General features: G+C 70.8%; 21 protein-coding genes. 16 read left to right on the forward strand and 5 right to left on the reverse strand.

Going from position 1 to position 25868, the window contains the following annotated elements; genetic code table 11:
- Positions 1–41: 41 nt before the first annotated feature.
- Entirely contained in the window at positions 42–434 is a 393-nt protein-coding gene (locus tag BUB75_RS20435) for a cupin domain-containing protein (RefSeq protein WP_073259115.1), read from the reverse strand.
- A gap of 160 nt (positions 435–594) precedes the next feature.
- On the opposite strand from BUB75_RS20435, the gene BUB75_RS20440 reads away from it, so the two are divergent.
- The 5 genes from BUB75_RS20440 (at position 595) to BUB75_RS20465 (ending at position 8851) form a co-directional block, all read left to right on the forward strand.
- A complete protein-coding gene (locus BUB75_RS20440) occupies positions 595–2055 on the forward strand; it encodes a benzaldehyde dehydrogenase (RefSeq protein WP_073259221.1) in 1461 nt (486 codons plus the stop codon).
- Positions 2056–2099: 44 nt separating this feature from the next.
- Positions 2100–3452, forward strand: a complete 1353-nt coding sequence (dprE1, locus tag BUB75_RS20445; RefSeq protein ID WP_218617652.1) for a decaprenylphosphoryl-beta-D-ribose oxidase — start codon at positions 2100–2102, stop codon at positions 3450–3452.
- The gene (gene dprE2, locus BUB75_RS20450) at positions 3449–4201 is read left to right on the forward strand and encodes a decaprenylphospho-beta-D-erythro-pentofuranosid-2-ulose 2-reductase (protein WP_073259117.1); all 753 of its coding nucleotides are present in this window, start codon (positions 3449–3451) and stop codon (positions 4199–4201) included. Before dprE1 ends, dprE2 begins: the two co-directional genes overlap by 4 nt.
- Positions 4202–4362: 161 nt before the next feature.
- Entirely contained in the window at positions 4363–5427 is a 1065-nt protein-coding gene (locus tag BUB75_RS20455) for a decaprenyl-phosphate phosphoribosyltransferase (protein ID WP_073259118.1), read from the forward strand.
- A 1348-nt stretch (positions 5428–6775) separates the two neighbouring features.
- Entirely contained in the window at positions 6776–8851 is a 2076-nt protein-coding gene (locus BUB75_RS20465) for a hypothetical protein (protein ID WP_073259120.1), read from the forward strand.
- A gap of 9 nt (positions 8852–8860) precedes the next feature.
- Here BUB75_RS20465 and BUB75_RS20470 read toward each other — a convergent pair whose 3' ends face one another.
- Positions 8861–9781 carry an HAD family hydrolase gene (locus tag BUB75_RS20470; RefSeq protein ID WP_073259121.1) on the reverse strand — a complete coding sequence of 307 codons (921 nt, stop codon included), beginning with the start codon at positions 9779–9781 and terminating at the stop codon, positions 8861–8863.
- Between the two features lie 126 nt (positions 9782–9907).
- Between BUB75_RS20470 and BUB75_RS20475 the strand changes: the two genes are divergently transcribed.
- The 4 genes from BUB75_RS20475 (at position 9908) to gad (ending at position 14175) form a co-directional block, all read left to right on the forward strand.
- Positions 9908–11410 (forward strand): arylsulfatase, encoded by a 1503-nt coding sequence (locus BUB75_RS20475; protein ID WP_073259122.1) that lies wholly within the window; start codon positions 9908–9910, stop codon positions 11408–11410.
- Between the two features lie 38 nt (positions 11411–11448).
- Positions 11449–12357 carry an SUMF1/EgtB/PvdO family nonheme iron enzyme gene (locus BUB75_RS20480; RefSeq protein ID WP_073259222.1) on the forward strand — a complete coding sequence of 303 codons (909 nt, stop codon included), beginning with the start codon at positions 11449–11451 and terminating at the stop codon, positions 12355–12357.
- Entirely contained in the window at positions 12354–12689 is a 336-nt protein-coding gene (locus BUB75_RS20485; RefSeq protein ID WP_073259123.1) for a hypothetical protein, read from the forward strand. The genes BUB75_RS20480 and BUB75_RS20485 overlap by 4 nt, the downstream gene beginning before the upstream one ends.
- A gap of 100 nt (positions 12690–12789) precedes the next feature.
- Positions 12790–14175, forward strand: coding sequence for a glutamate decarboxylase (gene gad / locus BUB75_RS20490; protein WP_143175315.1), 1386 nt, complete (start codon positions 12790–12792; stop codon positions 14173–14175).
- Between the two features lie 17 nt (positions 14176–14192).
- On the opposite strand, the gene BUB75_RS20495 is transcribed toward gad, so the two are convergent.
- Entirely contained in the window at positions 14193–16268 is a 2076-nt protein-coding gene (locus BUB75_RS20495; RefSeq protein WP_073259125.1) for an acyltransferase family protein, read from the reverse strand.
- Positions 16269–16457: 189 nt separating this feature from the next.
- On the opposite strand from BUB75_RS20495, the gene BUB75_RS20500 reads away from it, so the two are divergent.
- Positions 16458–18482 (forward strand): prolyl oligopeptidase family serine peptidase, encoded by a 2025-nt coding sequence (locus BUB75_RS20500; protein ID WP_073259126.1) that lies wholly within the window; start codon positions 16458–16460, stop codon positions 18480–18482.
- Between the two features lie 33 nt (positions 18483–18515).
- Here BUB75_RS20500 and BUB75_RS20505 read toward each other — a convergent pair whose 3' ends face one another.
- Both BUB75_RS20505 and BUB75_RS20510 read right to left on the reverse strand, forming a co-directional pair.
- Complete coding sequence (locus BUB75_RS20505) at positions 18516–19448, reverse strand: LLM class F420-dependent oxidoreductase (protein WP_178379929.1); 933 nt, start codon at positions 19446–19448, stop codon at positions 18516–18518.
- A 34-nt stretch (positions 19449–19482) separates the two neighbouring features.
- Positions 19483–20043, reverse strand: coding sequence for a TetR/AcrR family transcriptional regulator (locus tag BUB75_RS20510; protein WP_073259128.1), 561 nt, complete (start codon positions 20041–20043; stop codon positions 19483–19485).
- 90 nt (positions 20044–20133) lie between these two features.
- On the opposite strand from BUB75_RS20510, the gene BUB75_RS20515 reads away from it, so the two are divergent.
- From BUB75_RS20515 to BUB75_RS47180, 6 genes are all read left to right on the forward strand, one after another.
- Positions 20134–21297 carry an LLM class flavin-dependent oxidoreductase gene (locus tag BUB75_RS20515; protein ID WP_073259129.1) on the forward strand — a complete coding sequence of 388 codons (1164 nt, stop codon included), beginning with the start codon at positions 20134–20136 and terminating at the stop codon, positions 21295–21297.
- Positions 21298–21429: 132 nt separating this feature from the next.
- Entirely contained in the window at positions 21430–21606 is a 177-nt protein-coding gene (locus BUB75_RS46375; protein ID WP_178379930.1) for a hypothetical protein, read from the forward strand.
- A 123-nt stretch (positions 21607–21729) separates the two neighbouring features.
- Positions 21730–22467 carry a response regulator transcription factor gene (locus BUB75_RS20520; protein ID WP_073259130.1) on the forward strand — a complete coding sequence of 246 codons (738 nt, stop codon included), beginning with the start codon at positions 21730–21732 and terminating at the stop codon, positions 22465–22467.
- Positions 22468–22469: 2 nt separating this feature from the next.
- Positions 22470–24443, forward strand: a complete 1974-nt coding sequence (locus tag BUB75_RS20525; protein ID WP_073259131.1) for a sensor histidine kinase — start codon at positions 22470–22472, stop codon at positions 24441–24443.
- 169 nt (positions 24444–24612) lie between these two features.
- On the forward strand, positions 24613–25011 hold the full coding sequence (locus BUB75_RS20530; protein ID WP_073259132.1) for a MerR family transcriptional regulator: 399 nt from the start codon (positions 24613–24615) through the stop codon (positions 25009–25011).
- A gap of 540 nt (positions 25012–25551) precedes the next feature.
- A partial coding sequence (locus BUB75_RS47180) for a hypothetical protein (protein WP_218617654.1) occupies positions 25552–25868 on the forward strand: 317 nt, incomplete at its 3' end.

Raw genomic sequence — 25868 nt, forward strand, 5'->3', positions numbered from 1 at the left:
CGAGCCGCACCACCGCACTACGCGGCAGAGGTCGACCTCCGTCACGACGTCGGCGGCTCGTCCTTTCCTGCCTCCTCCAACGCGTCGGCTTCCTCCTTGGTCTTGTGTACGGCGCCCTCGGAGTGCTCGGGCGGCCCGTAGACCGTGTAGAGCACCAGCGGGTTCGGACCGGTGTTCACGAAGTTGTGCTTCCTATTGGCCGGGACGACGACCAGGTCACCGGCGGCGACCTTGCGGGTCTGGCCGGAGACCCTGGCCTCGCCGACCCCGCTGACGAACGTGAGGATCTGGTCGGTGTCCGGGTGGACCTCCTCGCCGATCTCTCCGCCCGGCGGAATGGTCATGATGACGAGCTGGCTGTGTTCGCCGGTCCAGAGCACGCGGCGAAAGTCGGGGCTCTTTTCGGCAACAGTGGCGATCGTGAAGTGCTCCATGCGCCGGTCTCTTCCCCCGATGCCCCGCGGTTACACCGAGTGGAACGGATCGCGTGACAGCCGTTCCGATTACCGGAATCGTGGCTGGACACCCTGGCATTGACCGGGTGCCATACGCCCTACCGAATCACCGCTCGACTCCGCGAAGGAGATGGACACGATGGGTCTGCTGGACAGCGCGGTCTGGGAGGGCAAGATCTACCTCGACGGGTGGACCGCGGGCGGCGCCGAACCCGCCCCGTCGGTAGCGCCCGCCACCGGCAAGGAGTTGGGGCTGGTCGGCCGGGCCTCGGTGTCCGACGTCCGGCGCGCAGCCGCCTCGGCGGAGGAGGCCCAGAAAGCGTGGGCGGCGCTGCCGTACCCCGAGCGAGCCGCCGTCCTGCGGCGGGCCGGTGACCTGTTCCGCGAGCACGCCGAGGAGATCTCCGGCTGGCTGATTCGAGAGGGTGGCGCGATCCCCGGGCGGGCCGGGTTCGAGATCGACACCGCTGCTCAGGAGTGTTACGAGGCGTCCGCGCTGGCGTCGGCGCCGTACGGCGAGATGCTCCGCTCGGCGCTGCCGCGCTACAGCCTGGCCCGGCAGCTGCCGGTCGGCGTCGTCGGCGTCATCGCGCCGTTCAACGTCCCGATCATCCTGGCGATCCGGGCGATCGCCCCGGCGCTGGCGCTCGGCAACGCGGTCCTGTTCAAGCCGGATCCGCGCACCGCGGTGTGCGGCGGCGTGACGATCGTCCGGGTCCTGGAGGAGGCCGGGCTGCCGTCCGGAGTGCTGTCGTTCCTGCCCGGCGGTGTGGACGTCGGCGAGGCCGTGATCACGGACCCGGCGACACGGGTGATCGCGTTCACCGGGTCGACGAGGGCCGGGCGCCGGATCGGCGAGCTGGCCGGTAAGCACCTCAAGCGCACGCACCTCGAACTGGGTGGCAACTCCGCGCTGATCGTGCTGGACGACGTCGATCCGGCGGAGGTCGTCTCGGCCGCGGCGTGGGGATCGTTCTTCAACCAGGGTCAGGTGTGCATGACGACCGGTCGGCACCTGGTCGCGGCCGGGGTCGCCGACGACTACATCGCCGCGCTCGCGGAGCGGGCCAACCACTTGCCGGTCGGCGACCCGGCGACCGAGCAGGTCGCGCTCGGCCCGGTGATCGACGCCCAGCAGCGCGACAACATCCACGCGCGGGTCACCGCGAGCGTCGAGCAGGGTGCGCGGCTGGCCGCGGGCGGCACGTACGAGGGTCTGTTCTACCGGCCGACCGTGCTCGCGGACATCCCGACGACCGCGCCGGGCTGGGCGGAGGAGATCTTCGGTCCGGTCGCACCGGTTCGCCGGTTCTCGACCGTCGAGGAGGCGATCGCGCTGGCGGCGGACTCGGAATACGGGTTGTCGCTGGGCATCATGACCCGTGACGTCGCGAAGGCGCTGGACATCGCGGCACAGATCCCGTCCGGCGCCGTGCACATCAACGACCAGACCGTGAACGACGAGGCCGTGATCCCGTTCGGCGGCGTCGGCGCTTCCGGCACCGGTTCGCGCCACGGCGGGGGCCGCGCCAACCTCGAGGCGTTCACCGAGACGCAGTGGGTGACACTCCGCTCGACCCCCGCGCAGTATCCGTTCTAGCCATCGACCCCTACTGGACAGTAGGGATGTGGCAGGGTGGCCGGGTGACTTCTCAGCGGCGACTACTCGCAGGTTGGGGCGCGACCGCTCCGACCGCTGCGGACGTGACGTCTCCGGCCACCCTGGACGAAGTGGTCAAGGCCGTCGGCGATGCCCCGGCGAGGGGTGTTCTCCCCCGAGGGCTGGGCCGCAGCTACGGCGACGCCGCTCAGAACGCCGGCGGCCTGGTCGTCGACCTCACGCAGTGCACCCGCGTGCGCCGCTTCGACGTCGAGGCAGGAGTCATCGACGTCGAAGCGGGGCTGAGCCTGCACACGCTGATGCGGCAGGTCCTCCCGTTCGGCTGGTTCGTTCCGGTCACCCCTGGGACGCGGTACGTCACGGTCGGCGGTGCGATCGGCGCCGACATCCACGGGAAGAACCACCACGTCGAGGGCACGTTCGCCCAGCACGTCCGGAGCATCGACCTGCTCCTCGCCTCCGGTGAGGTACGAACGCTCACGCCGGAGGACGACGCGTTCTGGGCCACCGCGGGCGGCATGGGCCTGACCGGCATCGTGCTCGCCGCCACGATCCAGCTGCTCCCGGTCGAGACCAGCCTGATGTCCGTCGACACCGAGCGCGCGCCGAACCTGGACGCGCTGCTCTCCCGGCTGGAAGCCACCGACGACCGGTACCGCTACTCGGTCGCCTGGATCGACCTGCTGGCCCGCGGCGCCCGGATGGGCCGCTCGGTGATCACCCGCGGCGACCACGCCCGGCTGGACCAGTTGCCCCGCCGGAAACGGGCCGAGCCGTTCGCGTTCAGCCCGCATCCGCTGGCGTCGATGCCGGCCGGCATCGTGCCGCCGGGCCTGCTGAACAAGGCGACGGTCGCGGCGTTCAACGAGCTCTGGTACCGCAAAGCACCGGCCGACAAGCGCGGCCAGCTGCAGAGCATCGCCGCGTTCTTCCACCCGCTGGACCTCGTCGAGCGCTGGAACCGCATCTACGGCCGCCCCGGTCTGGTGCAGTACCAGTTCGCGGTGCCCTACGGCGCCGAGGACGTCGTCCGGACCGCGGTCGACCGGCTGAGCGCCGCCGGGTCCCCCGCGTTCCTCGCCGTGCTCAAGCGGTTCGGCGCGGGCAACCAGGGGCCGCTCTCGTTCCCCACGCCCGGCTGGACCCTCGCGCTGGACCTCCCGACGAACATGACCGGTTTGGCGCGGCTGCTGGACGGCCTGGACGAGCTGGTCGTCGCCGCGGGCGGCCGGATCTACCTGGCGAAGGACTCGCGGCTGCGGCCGGAACTGCTCCCGGCGATGTATCCCCGGCTGGACGAGTGGCGGGCCGTCCGGTCCACGCTCGATCCGGCCGGTCTTTTCGCGTCCGATCTGTCGAGGAGGCTGGACCTGTGATCAACGCCCTGGGCTCGCCGCAGTCGCTGCTGCTGCTCGGTGGCACCTCGGAGATCGGGTTGGCGCTCGCGCACAAGCTGATCGCCGACCGCTGCCGCCGGGTGGTGCTGGCCGGTCGGCCGTCGGCCGCCCTCGACTCGGCCGCCGACGATCTCCGGGCCGCCGGTGCGCAGGTCGAGGTTCTCCCGTTCGACGCTTCCGACCCCGAGGCCCATCCCGCCCTGGTCGAAAAAGCCTTTGTGGACGACGTCGATCTCGCCGTTCTTGCGTTCGGTGTCCTGGGTGACCAGTCGGAAGCCGAGCGCGACGCCGCCCACGCCGTTCACATCGCCGCGACGAACTACGTCGGCGCGCTGTCGGTCACGGTGCCGGTCTCGCAGGCGATGCAGCGGCAGGGTCACGGCGCGATCGTCGTGCTCTCCAGCGTCGCGGGCGAGCGCCCCCGGAAGGCGAACTTCGTCTACGGGTCCTCGAAGGCGGGCCTGGACGCCTTCGCGACCGGCTTGGGGGACGCACTGCAGGGCACCGGCGTCCACGTGATGGTCGTCCGGCCCGGCTTCGTCCGGACGAAGATGACCGCGCACCTGGAGCCGGCACCGCTCTCCACCACTCCGGAGCAGGTCGCGGACGCGATCGTCCACGGCTTGCGCCGTCGCAAAGAGACGATCTGGGTTCCCGGGGCAATGCGGTTCGTGATGAGCGCTCTGCGTCACGTACCGCGCCCGATCTTCCGAAAACTCCCGGTCTGAGCGCTCCGGAGACCCCCCGAGAAATCAGGCAGAACCACCAAGGCGCAACACCCTATTCGCTTACCATCACGGAACGGCAACGTGGCCCACACGCTGCCCGTACTGCCGATGCATCCGCTGAGTTCCGGGTTCCGACCGCGGTCGGCGGCGAAGGAGTACGTGTGAGGGAGACGGCCACGGCCGCGGGTGCCGACACCGGCACGCAGGCCGATCCGGAAGTCACCAGATCGAGCGACGCTTCTGCTGCCCAGCGTCCACCCGGCGCCGTCGCGCTGGCGCCCGCCGATGCGGACGCCGCGGCCGACGCCGTCGAGGTGACGAGCCGCGTCGAAGGGCTGAGCCTGGGTCGCCGGAGCTGGGCGTTCGCGCAGTCGCTCCGTCCACGGCAGTGGATCAAAAACGTGCTGGTGTTCGCCGCTCCACTGGCGGCGGGGCGGCTCTGGGACGTGCCGATCCTGCTCGACACGCTGGTCGCGCTGGGGGCGTTCGTGGCCGCGTCGGCCGGTGGATACCTGATCAACGACGCCCGTGACGTCGAGCGCGACCGCGCTCACCCGAGCAAGCGTCGCCGGCCGATCGCCCGCGGAGACGTGCCGCTCTCGCTGGCGTACACGGCCGGGGTCGTGCTGCTGCTCGCTGCGGTCAGCGTCCCAGCGCTCACCGGCTACGGCGAGCTCGCGATCTGCGTCGGCGTGTACGTGGGCTGCACGACCCTCTACAGCAACTGGCTGAAGCACGAGCCGGTCGTCGACCTGGCGCTGGTCGCCGCGGGGTTCCTGCTGCGGTCGATGGCCGGAGGCCTGGCCGCGGACATCCCGCTGTCGCGCTGGTTCCTGATCGTTGCCGCGTTCGGCAGCCTGTTCATGGTGGCCGGCAAGCGGTACTCGGAGATCGTGACGCTCGGGGACGACCAGGGGACGCGGCCCTCGCTGCGGGAGTATTCGGCCAGCTATCTGCGGTTCGTCTGGAGCACGTCGGCGGGTGTGGTGATCGCCGCATACTGCCTCTGGGCGTTCGAGGTCGCAGACGAGCGGGCCGGTGAGACGACGGCCCCGTGGACGTCGTTGTCGATTGCACCCCTGGTGCTGGGGCTGCTGAAGTATGCCCGCGACATCGACCGCGGACAGACCGGTGAGCCGGAGGAAATAGTGTTACGCGACAAGGTACTGCTGGCGCTCGGTGGAGCGTGGTTGGTGCTTTTCGGGCTGGGTGTACTGCATGTCTGAGCCGCGGTCCGACAATTCCCTTCCGGACGGTCCTCCGGAGGTTCCCGGCCAGCGCAGGCCGAGCGACGATTGGTCCGGGCCACGCGAGGAGCCGAGCTGGGCAGCGGCCGAGCGCGCCCGCTACGCGCAGGGGCCGCCGATCAGCCAACCGGCGCCGGAGAACTGGTGGGAGACGCCACTCGCGCCCGGCGACGTGCCCGCGGGCCCGCCGCCGGACCCGTTCGTCACCCCGACACCCGACGCCGCCGCCCCGCCCCGCCCGACAGACCCCGAGCCCGCGCCCCCCGCCCGGCCCGGCCCGGACCGCGAGGCCGCGCCGCCAACCCCGTCGGTCGCCGACCGCGAGATCGCGCCACCCGCCCGGTCCGGACCGGACCGCGAGGCCGCGCCACCGGCGCGGCCCGCACCGGATCAGGGGGGCGCGCCGTCGGCATGGCCGGGATCGTCGGCCGCGGATCGCGGGGTCGTGCCGCCAGCCCGGTCCGGACCCGACCGCGAGGCCACGCTGCCAGCGTCGTCGGCCGCGGATCGGGAGGTCGCGCCGCCCGCGCGGCCCGCACCGGATCAGGGGGGCGCGCCGCCTGCGGGGCCGGGACCGTCGGGGACGGATCGCGGCGTTGCGCCGCCGCGGGAGCCTTCTCGGCCGGCGAACGCCGGTGGGCCCGCGGCGCCGCGGGCCGCCGATCCGGCGGGATGGATCAAACCGCCGGACCCGGGTCCGGCGGCTCCGCTGCGCGAGCCCCTCCCGCCGGTGCCGCCGCGCAACGCGGATCCGGCCGGATGGATCAAACCGCCGCGCGGAACCGAGCCCCTCCCGCCGGTGCCGCCGCGGAACGCGTCCCCGGCCGGAACGGGCACCCCGCCCGCGACGCCGCGAGGCGATCAGGCGCGTCCGCATGCGGGCGAGGTCAACGGCCTGTCGCCGCTCTCGGTCCGGCCGACGCCGCCCGCTCCCGCCACGCCGCAGGACGCACCCGGCAGTCGAGCGGGCGCACCAGAGACCCGGCGACCGACCGAATCGGACACCTCGCTCCCCCCACCCCCATCCATCACTCCAGCCACACCCGCCGGGTTCGACACGCCAAGCGCGCCGAACGCGTCGGGCGCAGGAGGCCCGTCGGGCGCAGGGGGCGCGCGGGACGCGTCGGGCGCACGGGGCCCGTCTGGCGCAGGGGGCCCGTCTGGCGCAGGGGGCCCGTCTGGCGCAGGGGGCCCGTCTGGCGCAGGGGGCCCGTCTGGCGCAGGGGGCCCGTCTGGCGCAGGGGGCCCGTCTGGCGCATCGGGCCCGTCTGGCGCGCGGGACGCGTCGGGCGCACAGGGCGCGTCGGACACAGCGAACGCGTCGGGTGTGCCCGGCGCGGCGGGCTCGTCGGCTGGCGCGGCCGCGGCGGCACCGGGGGCTGCGCGGACCGGTCCGGGCGCGGCGGCCAGTTCCGCCGCATCTGCCGCTTCCGCTGCGGCGGCTGCGCGGACGGCATCGGCGCCTGCGTCGGCGAAGGAGGCCGCGAAGGCGGCGCGGGCGGCCACCACCGCAGCCACCACCGCAGCCGCCACCGCCACCGCGGCCGCTCCGGCCGGAACGGACGGCACCAGCGAGACCGCCACCGCGGCGCCCTCGCGGCGGTTCGTCGACGCGGCCGCGATCACGCTGATCGTCACCGAGCTGCTGATCCGCGCCTGGGCCGCCTGGGGCGGCTACTTCAGCCTCGACGATTTCACGTTCGCACGGCTGGCCGCCGAGAAGGGCCTCGGCTCCGACCTCCTGCTGACGCCGTACAACTCGCACTTCATGCCCGGCGCCTATCTGATGGTCTGGGCCGAGACGACGATCGCGCCGCTGGACTATCGGCTCGTGGCCGGCGTCGACCTCGGGTTGATGGCGGTCAGCTACCTCCTGACCTGGCTCCTCATCCGGCGCCTCGCCGGACCTCGCCTGGTCGCGCTGGTTCCGCTTGCGATCGCGCTGTTCAGCCCGATCACGCTCCCGGCCACGCTCTGGTGGGCGGTCTCGATCAACCAGCTCGCGATGCTGATCGCGATCCCCGGCGCACTGCTCGCCCAGCTCGCGTACCTCCGCACGGGCAAGGCCCGCTACGGCGCGATTGCGGTGGTCACCGCTGCGCTGGCGCTGCCGTTCTACGAAAAGGCTGCGCTCGTCGTCCCCCTGGTTTTTGTTTTTACGGTCATTCTGCAGCCGCAGTCCGACCTGCCGGACCGCTTCAAGGCGGCGCTTTTCCGCTTCAAGCGGCAGTGGTTCGCGTTCGCCGTCGTCGGCGTCGTGTACGCCGGGGTGTACCTGACGCGGCCGCTCGACCGCCGTGGCGAGTCGGCAGTCGACCTCGGTGGGTTGCTCGGGAACGCCGCGACGAACTCGGTGCCTGCCGGCTTGCTCGGCGGTCCGTGGTCGTGGAAGGCGATCGGTGCGGTGGACGCGAGCGCGAACCCGCCGGTCGCCCTGCGGATCATCTCGGTCGTCATCATTCTCGCGGTCGTCGCGCTGACCGTGTACCGCCGACCGCTGGCGTGGCAGGCGTGGGTGTTGCTCGGCGGCACGCTGGTGTTCGACGTCCTGGTGCTGGCGGTCGGACGGCTGCAGCTCGGTTCCGGCGCCGCGATGGAGTACCGCTACTTCACCGACCTGGTTCCGATCGCGGCGGTCGCGCTGACGTTGGCGCTGGTCGGTCCACCGGCGTGGGCGGCGACCTGGGCGCAACGCACCGGCATCGAGTGGCCGCCGGTGCTGGGCGGCACCCGGCTGGCGCTGTCGAACGCCAACGCGCTGGTGCTGCCGCTGGTCGTCGCGCTGTTCGTCAGCAGCCTGGTCTCGACCGTGAAGTACAGCAACCGCTGGCACGACAACCCGGCCAAGGATTACGTGGCGACCGCGGAGAAGTCGATCCGGGCGATGGGGCGCCGGGTCGACCTCTACAACGGCGCGGTGCCGGAGAAGGTCGCGTGGGGTGTGCTCAACCCGACCAACTTCCCGACCCGGCTGATGGCACCGCTCGACCTTCCGATCAACGCGGATCCGGAAACCAGCAAGGACCTGTACGTCCTCGACCCGACCGGGCAGCTCTCGCACGCCAGGGTCACGTCGGCGCGCGCCCCCGCGGGCACCACGAAGAACTGCGGCTACCGGGTGAGCGGGAAACGGTTCCCGATCTTCCTGGACAAGGAGCTGTTCAACTGGTGGTGGTACGCGGAGCTGCGGTACACCGCGCAGGAGACCACACCGGCTGTGTTCAACTCCGCGAACACCCGCGGCAAGCAGATCACGTTCGAGAAGGGCACCCACACGCTCTGGGTCAAGGTGCAGGGACCGGCGGCGTGGGTCACGTTCGACAACGTGCCGAAGAGCGCCGGCGTCTGCCTCTCGTACCTCGCCGTGGGCGTGGCCGACCCGGGAGAACCAGCCACGCCGTAGCCCCGGAGGTCAGAAGACGGTCGACCAGTCCTCACGGATACTGACGACCGTCCAGCCCTGGTGTTCCGCCTCCTTCAGCGCCTGCTCGGATCCCGAGACGTACTCGAACTCACGCTCGTTGTCGTCGTGTTTGACGAGCAGGCGCAGGAACGGCTTGTCCGGGTGCTGGGCGAAGTTGAGCATCGCGATGTCGCCGTTGGAGTTGCCCGCGGCGAGCAGCGGCCGGCGGCCGGCGCGACTCCAGATCCGGACGGGTTTCTCCGGGCCGTCGTCCAGGTAGTCGGCCTCGGCTTTGTGGATGACCGTGCCGCCGCGCTCGTCGCTTCGGTACTCGAGTGCCACCGTGCTGCCGATCACGCGCTCGCGAGGGATGCCGTACACCTCCTGGCTGACCGGCCGCATGAAGTCCCGCCCGCCGCCGGAGGCGATGTAGTTGGTGAAGCCGTGGTCGGCGAGGTGCTCGAGCAGTTCGACCATCGGCGCGTAGGCACAGCGCAGATATTTGCGTCCGAGTGTGGGGTGCGTGGCCTCACGGAGGAACCGATCGGACTGCGCCTCGAAGTCTTCGACGCTGATCCCGTCGTACGCCGCGAGGATGCCGGCGGCCAGGACCTGGACGTTGCGCTCGTCGCCGGCGTAGTGCTCGGCGAGGACAGAGGCGAGCCAGCCGTAGTCCTTCTCGTACGCCGCCTTCCACGGCTGGCGGGTGCGCAGCGTCGGATCGACCTCCGCCATCTCGGCCAACCGCCGCAGGATGAAGTCCAGCTGGATCGGCATCGGCTTCTCGCACCACAGCGTTCCGTCGTTGTCGAAGACGGCCACCCGTTCCTCGACCGGTACCTCCGCCGATGCCCGCTGGACGAACTCGAGGATCGCCTGCTTCGCATCCCCGTCCCGCCAGCTCGTCAGCGCCGCATTTCCTCTCGTCATCCGTCGACAATCGGCCACCTCCGCGGGCGCTGCCTCACCCCGGCGGGATGAGGCGCACCGGCCGCCGCATCGGTTGACTCTGCGCCGAGCACTCCACCTCGAACCCGAACGACACGGAGGTCAGCGATGCCGTCGGACCGGCCCAACATCCTCGTCATCTGGGGTGATGACATCGGGATCTCCAACCTGAGCTGTTACAGCGACGGCTTGATGGGTTACCGGACGCCGAACATCGACCGGATCGCGGCCGAAGGCGCCCGATTCACCGACTACTACGGCGAGCAGAGCTGTACGGCCGGACGGGCCGCGTTCATCTGCGGGCAGAACCCGATCCGCACCGGGCTCACCAAGGTGGGCATGCCGGGCGCGACCGTCGGACTACAGCCGGAGGACCCGACGATCGCCACCGCGCTCAAAGCGCACGGTTACGCCACCGGGCAGTTCGGCAAGAACCACCTCGGCGACCGCGACGAGCACCTGCCGACCGTGCACGGCTTCGACGAGTTCTTCGGCAACCTCTACCACCTCAACGCGGAGGAGGAGCCCGAGCTCGAGGACTACCCGCGGCCCGAGGAGTTCCCGGAATTCCGGAAGCGGTTCGGCCCGCGCGGTGTCATCCACTCCTGGGCGGAGAAGGACGGCACTCAGCGGGTCGAGGACACCGGCCCGTTGACCAAGAAGCGGATGGAGACGGTCGACGAGGAGTTCCTCGACGCCGCGTCGGTGTTCATCCGGGACAAGGCCGCTGCCGAGCAGCCGTTCTTCCTGTGGTTCAACTCCACCCACATGCACTTCCGCACCCACGTCAAGCCCGAGAGCCGAGGTCAGGCCGGGCGGTGGCAGTCCGACTACCACGACGCGATGGTCGACCACGACAAGCTCGTCGGTGACCTGCTGGGGCTGCTCGACGAGCTCGACATCGCCGACGACACGATCGTCCTCTACTCGACCGACAACGGGCCGCACATGAACACCTGGCCGGACGGCGGCATGACACCGTTCCGCGGCGAGAAGAACTCGAACTGGGAGGGCGCTTACCGCGTGCCCTCACTCGTCCGATGGCCCGGCCGGATCGCCCCCGGAACCGTGCTCAACGACATCGTGAGCCACGCCGACTGGTTCCCGACGCTGCTCGCCGCCGCCGGCGTGCCGGACATCGCCGACCAGTTGCGCGCAGGCGTCGATCTGAACGGCAGTCGCTACCACGTCCACCTCGACGGCTACGACCAGCTCGACTACCTCACCGGCCAATCCGGGTCCAGCGCCCGCCAGCACTTCTTCTACGTGTCCGACGACGGCGACCTGACCGCCGTGCGGTTCGGCAACTGGAAGCTGGTCTTCCTCGAGCAGCGAGCCACCGGCACGTTGCGGGTGTGGGCCGAGCCGTTCACCGAGCTGCGCGTCCCCAAGATCTTCAACCTGCGCACCGATCCGTACGAACGGGCCGACGTCACCTCGAACACCTACTACGACTGGGTCCTCGACCACGCCTGGCTCGCCGTGCCGATGCAGTCGTACGTGGCCGGCATGCTCCAGACCTTCGCCGAGTTCCCTCGTCGGCAGGAGCCCGCCAGTTTCAGCCTCGAGCAGGTGCTGGCGAAGCTGCAGAGCGGAATCGGGAGCGCGTGACCGCGTCTCTCGCGGTCGGGGCTCCGCCGACCGGCGACATGGTCTGGGTTCCCGGGGGCGCGTTCCGGATGGGATCCGACGACCATTACCCCGAGGAGGCGCCGGCCCGGGTGGTGGAGGTCGACGGCCTCTGGGTGTGCCGGACCACGGTGACGAACGCGGCGTTCGCGGCGTTCGTCGCCGCGACCGGCTACCGGACCGTCGCCGAACGTCCGCTGGATCCGGCCGACTTCCCCGGCGCCCCGGCCGAGAACCTGGTGCCCGGCTCGATGGTTTTTGTCGGGACGCCGGGCCCCGTCGACCTGCGTCATCTCAGCCAGTGGTGGGCCTGGGTGCCGGGCGCCTCCTGGCGCCACCCGGAGGGGCCGCGCAGCGACCTGCACGGTCGCGCCGACCATCCGGTGGTGCACGTCGCCTACGAGGACGCCGACGCGTACGCGACCTGGGCCGGGCTCGTGCTGCCCACCGAGGCCCAGTGGGAGCATGCGGCCCGGGGAGGCATCGACGGCGCGACCTACACCTGGGGAGCCGATCCGGAGACGCCGGACGAGCGCCGGGCCAACTACTGGCACGGCGACTTCCCCTGGCGGGCCGAGAAAGGGTACGGCCGCACCGCGCCGGTCGCCACGTTCCCACCCAACGGCTACGGCCTGGCCGACATGGCGGGCAACGTCTGGGAGTGGACCCAGGATTGGTACGTCGAACGCCGCTGGGCCGACCTCTCGCCCTGCTGCCTTCCCCGCGACCCACGCGGCGGATCGGCCGAGCAGAGCTACGACCCCGCCCAGCCGCAGATCCGCATCCCGCGCAAGGTCCTGAAGGGTGGCTCGTTTCTCTGCGCGGACAGCTACTGCCTCCGATACCGGCCCGCCGCGCGACGGCCGCACATGGTTGACACCGGCATGAGTCACATCGGCTTCCGCTGCGTCGCCCCGCCTCAGCGATGAACTCCGCGACCGACGGGGCGGCGTTCCAACGCGCCATGGCCGCGTCGTTCGCGCTCGGAGCGGCGTGCTTCCTCGTCGGTCCGGCGCCCGGGTACGTCGACCTCGTCGGCGCCACCGCTGACGCCATCACGTTCTTCGTCGGCTCGGTGTTCTTCACGATCGGGGGTGCGCTGCAGACCTGGCAGGCCGCGGCGCGTCGACACCGAGCCGACGAGGTGGTGGCGGTGCTCCAGTCGGCCGGCACCCTGTTCTTCAACCTGTCCACGTTCCGTGCGATGCAGACCGTGCTCGCGGACTCGAACTACGACCGGCTCGTGTGGCGGCCAACCTGACCACCTGCGCCGGGGCCGCGTGCTTCCTGGCCTGCGCGCTCGGCAGCTGGCCCGCTCGCCGGGCGGACCGACGACAGCACTACGACAAGGAGGTGCGGTGATGCTGAAGCATCCCCGGGAAACGCAGGCGGTGACCGGCGACCTCTCCGTGGCGCCGATCTTCGGCCTGGAGGGCAAACGAATCAGCCGGCACGAGCTGCCGGAGGACGAGCTTCCCCGCGATGTCGCCTACGAGATCATCCACGACGAGTTGATGCTCGACGGCAACGCGCGGCTGAACCTGGCCACGTTCGTCACCACCTGGATGGAGCCGCAGGCCGACAGGTTGATGGCCGAGTGCTTCGACAAGAACATGATCGACAAGGACGAATATCCGCAGACGGCGGAGCTCGAGACTCGATGTGTGAACATGCTCAGCCGGCTCTGGCACGCCCCGGACGCCGCACTCGCCACCGGCTGCTCGACGACCGGGTCGAGCGAAGCGGCGATGCTCGGCGGCCTCGCGCTCAAGCGTCGCTGGCAGCACCGGCGAGCCGCCGCGGGACAGCCTGCCGACCGGCCGAACCTGGTGATGGGCATCAACGTCCAGGTCTGCTGGGAGAAGTTCGCCAACTACTGGGACGTCGAGATGCGTCTGGTTCCCATGGACGGCGACCGATTCCACCTCTCCGCGGAAGAAGCCGTGAAGCTGTGTGACGAGAACACGATCGGCGTGGTGGCCATCCTCGGATCGACGTTTGACGGGTCTTACGAGCCGGTGCAGGAGATCTGCGCCGCGCTCGACGCGTTCCAGGCGGACACCGGGATCGACGTCGCGGTCCATGTCGACGGCGCCTCCGGGGCTTTCGTCGCGCCGTTCGTCGACCCCGAGCTGGTCTGGGATTTCCGGCTGCCGCGGGTGACATCGATCAACGCGTCGGGACACAAGTACGGCCTGGTCTATCCGGGCGTCGGCTGGATCGTCTGGCGGGACGCCGAGGCCCTGCCCGAGGACCTGGTCTTCTGGGTCAACTATCTCGGCGACAACATGCCCACGTTCGCGCTGAACTTCTCCCGGCCCGGCGCGCAGGTCGTGGCGCAGTACTACAACTTCCTGCGCCTAGGATTCCGCGGATACCAGCGCGTGCACGGCTACGCCAGGGAGGTCGCGACCCGGCTATCCGGCGAGATCGCGAAGCTGGGCCCGTTCGAGCTGATCACCAGAGGCGACGAACTACCGGTGTTCGCCTTCACGCTGCGCGCCGACGTCACCAACTACACAGTGTTCGATGTCTCCGCCGCGCTGCGGGAACGCGGTTGGCTGGTGCCCGCCTACACGTTCCCCAAGAACCGAGAGGACCTCGCTGCCCTGCGGGTCGTCGTCCGACGCGGCTTCACCCACGACCTGGCCGACATGCTGATCGCCGACATCAAGCGGCAACTGCCGAGCCTGCAGAAGCGAACAGCACCGATCAACGACGCCGACGCCGCCGGCTTCCACCACTGAGCGCGGCCCGCTCGGCGTCAGCGGGTGGCGGTCAGCTGCGGACGCAACCAACCCCAGACGAGTTTGCCGCCTGCGGTGGTCAGGTGGAGGCCGTCGGTGCGGAGCGTGACGCCGTTCAGCTCGCTCGTGTAGCCGGACTTGCACAGGAACGGGTTCGGGTCGATCACCGCGACCTTGTTCCCCAGCGTCGCCGCGGCCTTCTTCGCGGCTTCGTTCGTGGCCGCCACGCGCTTGGCGTCGTTCAGCACCGGGGGGTACCGGCCGGCGGCGAACATCGTCGCGGCCGGTAGCCCGGTGTCCGGTACCTGGTGGCAGTGGTTCAGCACGACCACGGCGCGCGGTGCGTACTTCAGGATCTCCCGCAGCACCTGGACGTAGTCCGCCGTGGTCGCTTCCAGCCACGCGTCGGACGTGTACGGCACCGTCCGCCCGCCGATCCACCGGTCGTACTGCTCCCACGAACCCGCGAACAGCACCCCGACCGACGGCGCCGCCGCCTCGATCTCCATCTCCCGGACCGCGGCCCAGTCAGTGCACAGCGGTTGCTCGGGTGAGAGCGGCTTGCCTTCCACCGACGCGGTGTACGGCACGACACCACACCCGAACCGGGTGGCGATGCTCAGGTTCACGTCCGGCCCCGGATCGTCCCGCACCGCCGCGAACAGGCTCAACGCGTTCGAGTCCCCCACCAGCAGGATCTTGTTCGCGCCGGTCCCGCCCTGCGTCCGGTCGGCCGCTACCGCGGCCAGCGAGTCGACCGAGTCAGCCGACTCCTCCTTGATGCCTGCGACGCCCGGCACGGCGACGCCGACCAGCGCCGCAACCAGCGCAGCCGCCGCGATCGGCCCGGCCACCTGCGGCGATGCCAGCGAGTTCGGTGGCGCGCCAATCCGCAGTGGACGCTCGACGATGACGAACGACGCGATCGACACCAGCGCGGTGAACGCGATCCGCACGATCAGCAGCGGGACGCCGTCGATGCCGGTGCGCTCCGGGCTCAGTACCAAGTAGACCGGCCAGTGCCAGAGGTAGATCCCGTAGGAGAGCACGCCGACGACGACCAACGGCTGCCAACTCAGCAGGACGTTCGGTGAGAGCTTGCTGGTGCCGACGACGGACGCCACGACGAGTACGGATGCCACCGAGAGCAGCAGGAACCCGCCCTGGTACATCCGTGGGTCGGCCTGCGCGGCCAGCACGAACGCGACGAGGAGCCCGGCCAAGCCGATCCAGCCGAGCACCGCGACGACCGCGTTGTCGAGCAGCTTTCGCCCCATCGGTGACACCGCGAAGCACGCGAACGCGGCACCCACCAGCAACCCCTGCAGGCGCGTGTCGGTGCCGTAGTAGGCCCGCGATCCGTCCGAGGTGGACTGGAGCGCCGCCATCAGACCCGCCGAGGCGAGCGCCGCGATCGCCAGCAGCCAGCCAAGCACCCGCCGCCCGCCCGGCGAACGGAACAGCACGAGAAGGGCGAGCGGCAGCAGCAGGTACCACTGCTCCTCGATCGCGAGCGACCAGGTGTGCTGGAACGGGGACGGGTCCTCGAACGCCTGCGCGTAGGACTCGCCGCGCAGCACGAACCACCAGTTCGAGACGTAGAACAGCACCGCGAGCGCGTCACCGCGAGTGCTTTGTGGCCACTCGACGTCGAGCATCGGGAAGAGCACGAGCACGCCGGCGACCATCAGGACCAGCGCCGGGAGCAGACGCCGTGCCCGGCGGATCCAGAAGTTCTTCAGGTGCAGCGTCTGCGTGCGGTCGTGTTCCAGCAGGAGCAGCGACGTGATCAGGTAGCCGGAGAGCACGAAGAAGATGTCGACGCCGAGGAAGCCGCCGGGGAGGAACGTGACTCCGCCGTGGTACAGCAGGATCGCGATCACCGAGATCGCGCGGATCCCGTCCAGGCCGGGGTTGTAGCGGTGTCCGGCGTGGACACCGCCCGCCTTGGGGCGGCTGAACAGCTGGCCTTCGGCGACGGAGCTTCGTGCGGTGTCCAGTGGCCCCTCTACCGCGGCCTCCACCTCGACCGCAGGTGGGGCCTCGACGGCGACTGCTCCTTCGTCGGCGGCCGAGGCGGCGTCAGCGGACACGGGATCATCGGGCTGCACATCGCTCGGGACGCGCTGGGCAGGCACCACAGGGGCGCCTTCTACGACCGGTAACTGCTCGTGCTGCTCTGCACTGTGCCGACCCACCCGGCCGATTGTGCCATTACACAGCGGTAACGATGCCCTAATACAACAATCGGCCCTCTTTCGCGCAGGGGGCAGACTGGCACCGTGGAATCCACTGACACAGCCCCAGCAGCCGAGGGCGAAAGAGACGGGTACCGGTGGCTGGAGGACGTCACCGGGGACGGTCCGCTCGAGTGGGCCCGCGAGCACAACACCCGCACGCTCGCCGCCTACACCGAGACCCCGCGGTTCACCGAGATCCAGGACGAGATCCGTGAGGTCCTCGACGCCGAGACCCGAATTCCGTACGTCGTACGCCGCGGCGAATACCTCTACAACTTCTGGCAGGACGCCGCCAACCCGCGCGGGCTCTGGCGCCGGACGTCGCTCGAGCAGTACCGCAACGACAAACCCGACTGGGACGTCCTACTCGACGTCGACGCGCTCGCCACCGCCGAGGATCAGAACTGGGTGTGGCACGGGGCCACGTTCCTCGCGCCGGACTACGACCGATGCTTGATCTCGCTGTCGGTCGGCGGCTCCGACGCGGACGTCACCCGCGAGTTCGACCCGGTGACCAGGGAATTCGTGACCGACGGGTTCACGTTGCCGGAGGCCAAGAGCAGCACCGGCTGGGTCGACCGCGACACGCTCTACGTGGGTACCGACTTCGGCCCCGGCTCGATGACCGACTCCGGCTACCCCCGGGTCGTGAAGCGCTGGCGCCGCGGCACCCCACTGGACGACGCGGTGACCGTGTTCGAGGGTGAGCAGACGGACGTCTCGGTGCACGCCTGGCGCGACCAGCTGTCAGGGCTGGACTTCCTCACCCGCAGCGTCGACTTCTACCACCGCAAGCGGTACCTGCTGGTCGACGACGTCCCGGAGCCGCTCGACGTACCGGACGACGCCGAGATCAGCGTCCACGCCGGGCATCTGACCGTCGAACTCCGCACGGACTGGGACGCGTACCCGGCCGGCGCGCTGCTGGCGATCGACTTCGAGCGGTTCCGGTCCGGCGACCGGACGTTCGACGTGTTGTTCGCCCCCGACGAGCGCTCGGCGCTGGTCTCCTACCACTGGACCGAGCACGCGCTGCTGGTCAGCTCGCTGGTCGACGTCCAGCCCACGCTGGAGGTGCTGCAGCCGGGCCCGTCCGGCTGGACGCGCAGCCCGTCCGCACCAGCGCCGGCGTGGTGCAGCGTCCGGGTCATCTCGACCGATCGGCACCACGGCGACGAGTACCTGCTCGCGGTCGACGGTTACCTCGTCGCGCCGGAGCTGCACCGGCTGGTGGCCGGCACCGACGAGCCGGCCGAGGTGCTGAAGCGCTCGCCTGCCCGGTTCGACCCGAGCGGGATGTCGGTGAACCAGTACTTCGCCACGTCGGCGGACGGCACCCGGATCCCGTACTTCGTGGTCGGCCCGGACGAGGCCACGGGCCCCACGCTGCTCAACGGCTACGGCGGCTTCGAGATCCCGATGCTGCCCGGCTACGACGGTGGGCTCGGCCGGGCCTGGCTGGCGCGCGGCGGCACGTTCGCGGTCGCGAACATCCGCGGCGGCGGTGAATACGGGCCGCGCTGGCACCAGGCCGCGCTCAAGGAGAACCGGCACCGGGCGTACGAGGATTTCGCCGCCGTGGCGTCCGACCTCGCCGCGCGCGGGATCACGACGCCGGAGAGGCTCGGGGTCTCCGGCGGCAGCAACGGCGGCCTGCTGACCGGCAACATGTTCACGCAGTACCCGGAGCTGTTCGGCGCCGTGGTGATCCAGGTGCCGCTGCTCGACATGCGGCGCTACCACCAGCTGCTGGCCGGGGCGTCCTGGATGGCGGAGTACGGCGACCCCGACGACCCGACGCAGTGGGAGTTCATCCGCACGTTCTCCCCGTACCACCTGCTGCGCGCCGAGCGTCCTTACCCGCCGTTGCTGGTGACGACGTCGACCCGCGACGACCGCGTCCACCCGGGGCACGCCCGCAAGTTCGTCGCCCGGGTGGAGGAGCTGGGCTACCCGGTGGACTACTACGAGAACATCGAGGGCGGCCACGGCGGCGCGAGCAACAACGAGCAGCGCGCGTTCATGCGTGCGCTCTCGTTCGCGTTCCTCTGGGAGAAGCTCGGCTGAACCCGGTGGGCCCCGTCACCGGGGCCCACCGCGTCAGACCAGCTGCGGCGCGACCTTCTCGGCGACCAGGGCCAGGTGGTCGAGGTCGGAGAGGTCGAGGAACTGCAGGTACGCCCGCTCGGCGCCACGGTCGGCGAACTGCCGCAGCTTGGCCGCGACCTCGTCCGGCGTACCGCACAGACCGTTCTGCCGGAGCTCGTCGACCTCCCGGCCGACCGCGGCGGCACGCCGGGCGATCTCCGCGTCGTCGCGGCCACAGACCACGATCTGCGCGGCCGAGAACTTCAGCTCCCCGGGGTCCCGCCCGAGGTCACGGCAGGCCGCCCGGACGACGTCGAACTGCGCGCCGGTGGCCTCCGGCGACGAGAACGGGACGTTGAACTCGTCCGCGAAGCGGGCGGTCAGGTTCGGCGTCCGCTTCTTGCCCTGGCCGCCGATCACGATCGGCGGGCGCGGGCTCTGCACCGGCTTGGGCAGCGCCGGCGAGTCGACGATCTGGTAGTGCTTGCCGCTGTACGAGAACGTCTCGCCCACCGGCGTGCCCCAGAGCCCGGTGATGATCTCGAGCTGCTCTTCGAACCGGTCGAACCGCTCGCCCAGCGGCGGGAACGGGATCGCGTACGCCGTGTGCTCCTGCTCGAACCAGCCGGAGCCCAGGCCGAAGTCGACTCGGCCGCCGCTCATCTGGTCGACCTGCGCCACCGCGACCGCCAGCGGCCCGGGGTACCGGAACGTCGCGGACGTCACCAGCGTCCCCAGCCGGATGCGAGACGTCTCGCGGGCGAGCGCGCCCAGCGTGATCCAGGTGTCGGTGGGGCCGGGCAGACCGTTGCTGTCGCCCATCGCGACGTAGTGGTCGGACCGGAAGAACGCCTCGTACCCGAGGTCTTCGGCGGCCTTCGCGACCGCGAGCAGCGTGTCGTAGTCGGCGCCTTGCTGGGGCTCAGTGAATACGCGCAACCTCATGAACCCCATACTCACACGCCGGGTCCGGGCGGGCTCAGCGCAGCCGGGCGACGGCGGCTCGGTGGACGGCGTCCAGCGCCTCGGGTGCGGCGCCGGAGAGCAGCGCGAACTGCAGGCCGCGCCAGAGCGCGACCACTTCGGTCCCCAAGCGCTGGGCGACGTCGGGCGCGGCGCCGTCGGCCTCGAACGCGGCCGCGACCCGCGTCACCGCGTCGGTGCCCACCGTGTCCAGGAACGCGCGGTAACGGTCGGGATCGTGCGCCGCCAGGCCGAACACCTCGAAGAACAACCGCAGGAACGGGACGTTTTCCGGCGCGGCGATGTCCCGCCAGGCCTCGTGGAGACGGTCCGGTAGCGGCGCGGTCCCGTGTAAGCCGTCCAGCGCGTGCCGCAGTCGCGGGAACCGGACGTGTACCTCCGCCAGCCCGGCCGCGATCAACTGCTCCTTGGACTCGAAGTAGTAGAGCAGCATCCGGTTGTTCGATCCGACCGCGCGGCTCACGCCGCGCAACGTCAGGCCGCTGACGCCCGACGCGAGGATGTGGTCGGCGACCAGCGACAACAACCGCTGCCGCTCGGACGTCGGATCGCTCACAGTGACAGCGTAAGCACGAACCGATTTACCTACTTGATGGGTCGGATAACTGGGTTAAGGTGGTCGAGACTTCGCGGGGAAGGACGGACGATGCCCATTCCGCTCTCGGTGCTCGACCTGGTCCCGATCTCGGCAGGCGACGACAGCCGCGGCGCGTTACAGAAGACGCTCGACCTCGCTCAGCACGCCGAGGCCGCCGGCTACCGGCGCTACTGGCTCGCCGAGCATCACCTGAATCCCGGCGTCGCCGGCTCGTCGACCGCGCTGCTGATCGCGCTGGTCGCCGGCGCGACCGACCGGATCCGGGTCGGATCCGGGGCGGTGCAACTGAGCCATCGGACGCCGCTGTCGGTCCTCGAGGACTTCGGGACGCTCGACGCGGCCTTCCCTGGGCGGATCGACCTGGGGCTCGGCCGATCGGGTGCCCGCAAGCGCGACGCCGAGGCCGAAGCAGCTGCGCCTGCGAGCGAAACGCCCGCTGCCATAGCGTCCGCATCGGGCACGGAAGCCACGACGGCGGGCCGCCGGACCGCGAACGGCCTGTTGCTGCCACCGCCGTTCTCGTTCTTGCACTTGTTGTCCTCGCCGCGGTTCGCGGCGCAGTTCAAGCTGCTCTACCCGGAGGGCGCGCAACCCGGCGACTACACCCGGCAGGTCACCGACCTGTTGGCGCTGCTGGCGGGTGAGTACCGCAGCGAGAACGGCGTCGAGGCCCACGTGGTGCCGGGCGAGGGTGCGGATCTGGAGGTCTGGATCCTCGGCAGCAGCCCGGGCGAGAGTGCACAGGTCGCCGGGGCACGGGGCCTGCCGTTCGCGGCGAACTACCACGTCAGCCCCAGCTCGGTGGTCGACGCCGTGGAGGCCTATCGGGCGGCGTTCCGCCCCTCCGACCGGCTGAGCGAACCGTACGTCGTGGTCTCCGCGGACGTGGTGGTCGGTCCGGACGACGAGTCCGCGCGGTGGCTCGCGTCGCCGTACGGGCTGTGGGTGCGCAGCATCCGTAGCGGCGAAGGTGCGATCCCGTTCCCCACCCCCGAGGACGCCGCGCTCCACGCCTGGACGGAGGAGGACCGGGCGCTGGTGCGCGACCGGATCGACACCCAGTTCGTGGGGTCTCCGGCCACCGTGGCCGCGCAGCTGCGAATCCTGCAGGAGGCGACCGGCGCGGACGAGCTGCTGATCACCACGATCACGCACGGCCACTCGGATCGCGTCCGCTCGTACGAATTGCTCGCGAAGGAGTGGCTCGGCTGAACCTTGGGATTCGTTCAAAAACTGAACGTGTCCTGCGCGGACGAGCCGCTCCGCATAACCGCTGGTTAGGAACCCTTTGGGAAACGGTTCGCGCAGCGGCGAATCGCACGAATCGGTGCGACCGTTGACAGCGTGACCAAGTATTCCAATGCGATTCGTGTTGTCTCCGTGCTGGCTGTCGCGCTCGTTCTCGCGGGCTTGTTCTACCAGTTCGCGCAGGACTTCCGGATGTCGCTCTTCGTGTTCCTGGTGACCGCGTTCGCCGGCAGCCTGTTCGCGATGATCAGCATCGTGACCCGGGAGAATTGAGCTGACCGCAGCACGCCCGGCGGGCACGCTTCGTAGCCGGTGCTCCGGGAGGGTGGAATGATGAGCTGGCTGGCCGCCCGTACGGTCACGCCTGCCACTTCGTCCACCCAGCCGAGGAGCGCCATGGCCGAACGCCAGGCCGCGGCACCCGAAGCCCGGTTGCTGGTCGTCGACGACGAGCCGAACATCGTCGAGCTGCTCGACACCAGCCTGAGCTACGCCGGCTTCGAGGTCATGACCGCGACCACCGGACGCGAGGCAGTGGCTGCGACCAGCGAGTTCACGCCGGACCTGATCGTCCTCGACGTCATGCTGCCGGACATGGACGGGTTCGAGGTGCTGCGCCTCCTGCGCGGCACCGGCGCCCGGATCCCGGTCCTGTTCCTCACCGCCCGTGACGGCACCGACGACAAGATCAGCGGCCTGACGCTCGGCGCCGACGACTACGTCACCAAGCCGTTCAGCCTCGGTGAGGTGCTGGCGCGTGTGCGGGCGGTGCTCCGGCGGACGGCCGACGCACCGGCGGCGATTCCCGAGCGGGTGAACGGCGACGTGTCGGCGCGTGCCACGTTCGCGGACATCGAGGTCGACCGGGAGACCCACGAGGTGTGGAAGGCCGGGAAGCAGGTGACGCTGTCACCGACCGAGTTCCGGCTACTCCAGTATTTCCTCGACAACCCCGGCAAGGCGCTGTCGAAGGCGACGATCCTCGACCACGTGTGGCACTACGACTTCGGACGCGACTCGAACATCGTCGAGTCGTACGTTTCGTATCTTCGTAAGAAAGTTGACACCACTGAGCCCCGGTTGATCCATACGATCCGGGGTGTCGGATACGCGCTGCGAGTGCCACGGAGTTGAGCATGGACGCTGAGTCCGGTTCCTCCGCCGCCTCCACCGCCTCGGCTGATTCCGCCGCCTCGGCTGATTCCGCCGCCTCGGCCGCTGACCGCACTGGGCGGCTGCGCCAGGTGATGGCCGCCGCGAAGGCGGCTCCCGACCTTCTCCCGCTCGGTGTCAAGCTGGTCGCGGCGCTGGTCACCCTGCTCTCGATCGCGCTGGTCGTCACCGGCGTGACCGGCACCGTCGCGCTGCGCGGCTATCTCATCGACCGCCTCGACCATCAGGTGCGCGGCATCGCCAGCCGGTACAGCCACAATCTGCCGGAGCCGGGAACCGGTGGGCTCACCAACGACCGGGACGCCGACGACACCAGCTTCTACCTCCGCTACGAGCCGCCCGACGACGAGCCAGTCATCCGGCTGAACCGGCCCGTCGGCAGCGACCAGAGCGAGCCCGTGCTGCCGACGCTGGACGCCGCTACCGTCGAGCGACTGGACGAGCGGATGTTCACGGTCGAACCGACCGGAGCCGGGCACCAGTGGCGCGTCCTGGTCCGTCACCTGTCCGACAACCAGGGGACGCTGGTCATCGGGATCAGCTTCGACGAGGTCGACAACACCGTCACCCGGCTCATCGCGATCGACGTGGGCACCGGCGCGGTGACGCTGTTCGCGCTCGCCGGGCTCGGGTGGGTGCTGGTGCGGTCGAGCCTGCGTCGTCTCCGCGAGGTCGAGACGATCGCTGCCGCGATTGCGGACGGCGACATGGGTCAGCGCGTGCGCCCGGGCGGTGAACGCACCGAGGTCGGACGCCTGGCGACCGCGCTGAACTCGATGCTCGAACAGATCGAGACCGCGTTCGCCGCGCGGGAGGCGTCCGAGGCGAGCGCCCGGGCGTCCGAGGAACGCATGCGCCGGTTCGTCGCCGACGCCAGCCACGAGCTCCGCACACCGCTGACGTCGATCCGCGGGTTCGCCGAGCTGTACCGGCAGGGCGCGGTCCCCGACGACCGGCTCGCGGTCGACCGGGTGATGGAAAAAATCGAGGCCGAAGCGCTCCGGATGGGGCTGCTCGTCGACGACCTCATGCTGCTCGCCCGGTTGGACCAGCAGCGTCCGATCGAGCTGCGCCCGGTCGACCTGCTACGGCTCGCGATCGACGCCGTGGAGGGGGCGCGGATCGTCACGTCCACGCATCCGATCGCGCTGCGGGTCGACAGCGATGTCCCGCTCACCGTGATAGGTGACGGTCCCCGGCTTCGGCAGGTGCTGGACAACTTGCTGTCCAACGCCACCATCCACACCCCGCCCGGCACGTCGGTGGAGGTCAGGCTAGGGGTCGAGGGCACCGATGCGGTGATCGCCGTGGTCGACGCCGGTCCCGGGCTCGCCCCCGACCAGGCCGAGCGAGTGTTCGAGCGCTTCTACCGCACCGACCCGGCGCGCAGCCGGGCGCAGGGTGGCTCGGGGCTAGGGCTTTCGATCGTGGCGGCGCTGGTGGCGGCACATGGGGGCCGGGTGCGGGTGGAGACGGCGCCCGGGGAGGGGGCGAGCTTCCAGGTCCACCTGCCCCTGGAGGGCGCGCCCGCCCCGACCGGGGGCGCCGGCGCAACGCCGGTCGGGGGGCCAGCCGCGAGCAGCGGCGCGGCCGCGGGCAGCAGCTCAGCTGCTGGCACCGGCTCAGCGCTCGGCGGCAACCCCGCGCCGGGCGGCGGCTCGGGCGCGGGCGGCGGCTCAGCTCCGGGCGGCGGCTCAGCTTCGCGGGGCGGATCAGCTTCGCGCAGCGCGCCGGCGGCGGGCGCGGGGCCGGCCGCGGGCAGCAGCGCAGCTGCTGGCACCGGCTCAGCGCTCGGCGGCAACCCCGCGCCGGGCGGCGGCTCCGGCGCCGCGGGCGGCGGGTCGGGCGCGGCGTCGGCGGGCGAATTCGGGGGGCCGGGGTCCACGGCCGACGGCGTCGGGTCACCGCGTCCGAGCGACTCCACTGCTCGGACGTGAGGACGACCAACCGCGCGCCCACCGCCCCGTCAAGGTACGTCGGCGTGCTCAGCTCGCACGCCGAGGCCGTTCTGGTGCGCTGAGGTTTCTCGGTTCCGGCGAGAGCGCACTCCAGGTCAAGCCGGATAATTCGTGGGCCTTCCGGGATGGAGCGAGGCAACCTGAGGGGATGCAGCGCTACTCCCCCAGCCAGGTCGCCGAGATGACCGGGTTCAGCCTCGACACCCTGCGCTACTACGACAAGATCGGCCTGCTCGACGAACTCGCCCGGACCCCCGGCGGGCAGCGGATCTTCACCGAGGTCGACGTGGCATGGCTGGGCATCCTGCGATGCCTGCGGGATACCGGGATGCCGATCGCCCAGATGCAGCGCTACGCCCACCTCGCGCGAGCCGGCGACGAGACGCTCGCCGAGCGAATCACCGTCCTTGAGGAGCACGACCAGGCAGTCGAGGAGCAGATCGCGCGCCTCCGCGCCCAGCAGTCGCACATCCGCGACAAAATCGCGTACTACCGGTCGGAAATCGCCGCCCAACAGCCAGCGCCGTCCGCCGCCCCCACAGCCTGAGCCGCCACCGCCCCGCCGCGCCCACGGGCTCAGCCCGCGCCTCGCCCCTGGGCCGAGCCGCCCGATGCTCGCGGGCGAAAGCAGCACCCACCCACAGCCCGCCAGCGGCCCAGCCGCCCCTCGCCCCACGGACTGATCCGCCCGGCACCCGGGGGGCGGCTTCGATCGACGGGCCACTCCTACCGAGGTTCACGGGCCGCCCTGATCAGTGGCTCGGGCGCCCAAGCACGCGAAACCGGCCTCTAAGCAGCTGTTACAGCCCGAGAACGCGTCATCCGGCGAGCCATGCGGGTGCCCGCGAGGAACCCACTGTTCCCGGTCGGCGTGAGCTAGTCGCCGCCGTGCCGCCCCGGGGGCCGTGCAACAAAGTGTGGTCTGGGCGCGCGGCCAGACCACACTTTGTTGCAGCTCCGACCCGCGCGGCTACGGAATCCGGGCAGCCCAACGCTTCCCGGGAAGCACCACGCGACAAGCGGCCGCTGCCACGCGCATCGAGCGGCACTGCGGGGCTGAGCGCGCCAGCGGAAAGACAAACCCGCCGTGCGGCGAGCACCTCGCCGCGCGATGAACACGGCACCGCGCACCCCGCGAACCGCCCCGCTCCGCGCGCCCGTGCCGCGCACCCCGCGAACCGCCCCGCGCACACCGCGCCGCGCACACCGCGCCGCACCCCGCGCACCCCGCGCCGCACCCCGCGCACACCGCGCCGCGCACACCGCGCCGCACCCCGCGCACCCCGCGCACCCCGCGCCGCACCCCGCGCACACCGCGCCGCCCCCCGCGCACACCGCGCCGCACCCCGCGCACCCCGCGAACCCCGCGCACCCCGCGCACCCCGCGAACCCCGCGAACCCCGC

It is taken from the genome of Cryptosporangium aurantiacum, assembly GCF_900143005.1.
GTDB lineage: Bacteria > Actinomycetota > Actinomycetes > Mycobacteriales > Cryptosporangiaceae > Cryptosporangium > Cryptosporangium aurantiacum.

Bases quoted from the DNA above. Each gene is read 5' to 3' on its own strand.
- BUB75_RS20440 (WP_073259221.1), top strand. From the start codon at position 595: ATGGGTCTGCTGGACAGCGCGGTCTGGGAGGGCAAGATCTACCTCGAC.
- BUB75_RS20530 (WP_073259132.1), top strand. From the start codon at position 24,613: ATGCAGCGCTACTCCCCCAGCCAGGTCGCCGAGATGACCGGGTTCAGC.
- BUB75_RS20435 (WP_073259115.1), bottom strand. From the start codon at position 434: ATGGAGCACTTCACGATCGCCACTGTTGCCGAAAAGAGCCCCGACTTT.
- gad (WP_143175315.1), top strand. From the start codon at position 12,790: ATGCTGAAGCATCCCCGGGAAACGCAGGCGGTGACCGGCGACCTCTCC.
- BUB75_RS20515 (WP_073259129.1), top strand. From the start codon at position 20,134: ATGCCCATTCCGCTCTCGGTGCTCGACCTGGTCCCGATCTCGGCAGGC.
- BUB75_RS20480 (WP_073259222.1), top strand. From the start codon at position 11,449: ATGGTCTGGGTTCCCGGGGGCGCGTTCCGGATGGGATCCGACGACCAT.
- BUB75_RS20475 (WP_073259122.1), top strand. From the start codon at position 9,908: ATGCCGTCGGACCGGCCCAACATCCTCGTCATCTGGGGTGATGACATC.
- BUB75_RS20505 (WP_178379929.1), bottom strand. From the start codon at position 19,448: ATGAGGTTGCGCGTATTCACTGAGCCCCAGCAAGGCGCCGACTACGAC.
- BUB75_RS20485 (WP_073259123.1), top strand. From the start codon at position 12,354: ATGAACTCCGCGACCGACGGGGCGGCGTTCCAACGCGCCATGGCCGCG.
- BUB75_RS20470 (WP_073259121.1), bottom strand. From the start codon at position 9,781: ATGACGAGAGGAAATGCGGCGCTGACGAGCTGGCGGGACGGGGATGCG.
- BUB75_RS20520 (WP_073259130.1), top strand. From the start codon at position 21,730: ATGGCCGAACGCCAGGCCGCGGCACCCGAAGCCCGGTTGCTGGTCGTC.
- BUB75_RS20525 (WP_073259131.1), top strand. From the start codon at position 22,470: ATGGACGCTGAGTCCGGTTCCTCCGCCGCCTCCACCGCCTCGGCTGAT.